The organism is Pseudomonas caricapapayae (assembly GCF_001400735.1).
Taxonomy (GTDB): domain Bacteria; phylum Pseudomonadota; class Gammaproteobacteria; order Pseudomonadales; family Pseudomonadaceae; genus Aquipseudomonas; species Aquipseudomonas caricapapayae.
The window spans coordinates 1-2,693 of the sequence record NZ_LJPW01000022.1 but is presented as its reverse complement, the minus strand read 5'-3'; the positions used below and the strand labels follow the sequence as shown (position 1 = coordinate 2,693).

Genomic DNA, 2,693 nt, shown 5'->3' with positions numbered 1-2,693 from the left:
AGTGGGTTCTATCGCTTCCTTGGCAAACAGGTAGAGCGCTCCACCCGTGCTCTGAACCCGCAGCTTGTCGGTCAGAGACCTCGGTATACCGACACGGACATTTTGATCAACAAAAACGATTCGTTCCTGGTTGATGCGAAGGGGGATTGCCAGCGGCAAGCGCTCCCAGCGAACAATCTCAACCGCTGAAGCGACCTGAGCGTTGCCGGCTATAACCGTCAGTAACGTCGAGCAGGTGAGTACGCGCAACCCCCTCATTTGAAGACTCCTTTTGACTGCTGTGCAGGTGTTTCAGCACTGCCCTCGATTCGCTGAGGGGACCCGCTGTAGCAATCCCAAACCATGCCGAAGGGGTTTTTCTCAGGATCAATGTCCATGCGCACCACGTGCAGCGGATAACGCGCCAGGGCTCGCTTGACGAGCTGACCGCCGTAATACTCGTCGGCAGTGAGATCAAGCGTCACAGTCCAATCGTCAATGGAGTTGGAGACCGTTCTGATTTCAGGCGAGTCGCCAAAGCCTCGGCCGGGAATCTCGTAGACCCCACGGACACGCTTGCGCAGCTCGCCGCTCGACCTGCGCAGATCAAAATCGCTCTGCAGGTATTGCTTGCACGCCGGTGTGATGTAGGCATCCAGGCGAATAATGTTGGCCTGATAATCCTGTTCGCCGTCGACAGGCCAGCGGTTCATCTGCTGAAAGATGTACAGCCCGAAGGTGTATACGGACTGAGGAGGGATGTCCCACCACAGACGGGTACTGCCCGTGCGCAGATCCGGCGGTACATGAATGGTCATGTCCTGCGGTGCCCGATACCATCCGATACCAAGCCCCAAGGCGAGGAGCGCCAGCAGGACGATGGTCATCCTGAGGCTTGTGATGTGCGCCCGCTGTGAGTCGGCCAGCTTCAAGAAACGGCTCATTATTGCTCCCTCCGTCGGCACGTCCAGTTGCCCGATCGGATCACCAGATGGGCGTTGTTCAATGACACTGGGCCCAGTGTCGCGACCTGCAGTTGCAACGTCCGGTAGATCCAGGTTTCGGGCCTGCCGCGTTTGAGACGTCGCAACACTCGCGCGGCAATGAGCAGCCCCAGCGTGCCGCCCGCAAGAGCGCCGACCACGGGCATGGACGGTGTGATCACAAAAGCCAGTGGTAGACCGATCGCAAAGCCCAGGCCGCTGCAGCCAAAAACGGTCACCCACATCTCATCTGCCGTGAGGCCCCCTATCACCACTGGCTGGTTGTTCAAGCGACTGGGCAGAAAACGCAAGGTGCCGTCTTCATGCTGATCGTGCTGGAGCTCAGACATGCAAGCCTCACCGCCTTAAAGAATGTTGGACGCGGTGGTGACCAAGTAGATCGTGACGCCAATCAAGCAGACGCCAACCACAGCGGTGCTGCCCAGATCGGCCCATTTGGCTTTGCCCATATGGATTTCGTGATAAACCCCCAGCGCATGTCGACCCACCAGAATGATGCCGAATGCGCACAGGCATAAGCCCAGCAGTGTGAAACCGTCAAAAGCGTAGTTCTGGAAGGTCTGCATGAAACTGGTCCCTGTGCCACGCGTGGGGGCCTGCGCTCCTGGCAGTGCGGCAGATACGCCACCAGAGCTCGCCGTCATCAACAGGGCCGACAAAGGTCGGCGTTTCAGGAGCGAATGTGCCCTTGCAAACAATGAATACAGCGTCATCTTTATCTCCTAGGAAAAATCAACTCAGCAACATGAATGTCATGATCATGAACAGCACCGCCCAGCGAGCTGCCGCGACCGCCGCGGCCGGGGCTGCCAAGTTTCGGGTAGCCCAGCCGCGATAAATGCTTGAAAACACCCAGACGCCCCACAGCAGGAGGATCCCCACTGCGATTCCGGTCCACAGCGTGTTGCTGCTGGCAGGCGTAAAGCCGGCCGCTGCTTGAAAGGCGCTGATCTGGGTGGAGGACATCGTCATGGCGTGTGATCACCGCTGACGTTGTACTGGCCGGAAATTTCCACGGGGTCACGAGGCTGTGCCCGGGAGGGCGACAGGTAGTCCTGCAAGCCCTGGCGGATGCGGGCGATGTCGCTGACCAGCCGGGGATAGTCCAGGTGATAGCGTTGGGCCGAGTCTTTTGGAAGATCGACACTGCGCTGCGCGACAGCTTCAAGCGCGTTGAGCTGGCGAATCATCACCTCAACGTTGGCTTGTTCAGAGGCTGTGCCAGCGGCCTCGGTACGTATGGAAAGAAGCGGGGTGCATAGGAGGACTGCGGTCAAGCAGATCTGCACGCGGGGAGAGGTTGATCTGAGCGCGGGGAGATTGTTTTTCACGTAGCGGGCCTTGCATGCTGTGGGAATCTATGTCCACAGCATGACCAGCGGCCCGGATTGAATCAGCATCAAACCCTATTTAGGTCTGAGGAGGTTTATCCAGGGACGGAAGAGGCGCGGTGCTGCGTTTGAAGAAGAACAAAAAACCGATGCTCATCGCATACCCGACCGCCCAGGCCTGGGCGTTTTGGTTACCCAGTTGTTCATGGCCACGATTGATCTGCTGAACACTCAGCAGCTCCCACCCCTCACGACCGTAGCGGTTCAAAACGGCCAACGTCTCAGGGTTGCTCAGATACCCCTGCATGTCCGGTTCAGTCGTCTCATCCGTCGACTTGAACATCAGCACGCCGCTGGTCACGGTTTTGTAGGGTAGGGG

Annotated in this window: 7 protein-coding genes; all 7 read right to left on the bottom strand. The window is 58.3% G+C overall.

Annotated elements, in window-relative coordinates; genetic code table 11:
• On the bottom strand, positions 1 to 258 hold a 258-nt coding region (locus ALO80_RS03415; RefSeq protein WP_144434199.1), incomplete at its 3' end, for a DUF3438 family protein.
• On the bottom strand, positions 255 to 923 hold the full coding sequence (locus tag ALO80_RS03410) for a PFL_4703 family integrating conjugative element protein (protein WP_055007940.1): 669 nt from the start codon (positions 921 to 923) through the stop codon (positions 255 to 257). The genes ALO80_RS03415 and ALO80_RS03410, both read right to left, overlap by 4 nt.
• Complete coding sequence (locus ALO80_RS03405; RefSeq protein WP_055007939.1) at positions 923 to 1,312, bottom strand: TIGR03750 family conjugal transfer protein; 390 nt, start codon at positions 1,310 to 1,312, stop codon at positions 923 to 925. Before ALO80_RS03405 ends, ALO80_RS03410 begins: the two co-directional genes overlap by 1 nt.
• Positions 1,313 to 1,327: 15 nt before the next feature.
• Positions 1,328 to 1,696 (bottom strand): TIGR03745 family integrating conjugative element membrane protein, encoded by a 369-nt coding sequence (locus ALO80_RS03400; RefSeq protein ID WP_055007938.1) that lies wholly within the window; start codon positions 1,694 to 1,696, stop codon positions 1,328 to 1,330.
• A gap of 19 nt (positions 1,697 to 1,715) precedes the next feature.
• Positions 1,716 to 1,955: a TIGR03758 family integrating conjugative element protein gene (locus ALO80_RS03395; RefSeq protein WP_044423286.1), complete on the bottom strand. Its 240-nt coding sequence runs from the start codon at positions 1,953 to 1,955 to the stop codon at positions 1,716 to 1,718.
• Positions 1,952 to 2,314 carry an integrative conjugative element protein, RAQPRD family gene (locus ALO80_RS03390; RefSeq protein ID WP_083493128.1) on the bottom strand — a complete coding sequence of 121 codons (363 nt, stop codon included), beginning with the start codon at positions 2,312 to 2,314 and terminating at the stop codon, positions 1,952 to 1,954. The genes ALO80_RS03395 and ALO80_RS03390 overlap by 4 nt, the downstream gene beginning before the upstream one ends.
• Before the next feature lie 79 nt (positions 2,315 to 2,393).
• On the bottom strand, positions 2,394 to 2,693 hold a 300-nt coding region (locus ALO80_RS03385; protein WP_122302016.1), incomplete at its 5' end, for a DUF4177 domain-containing protein.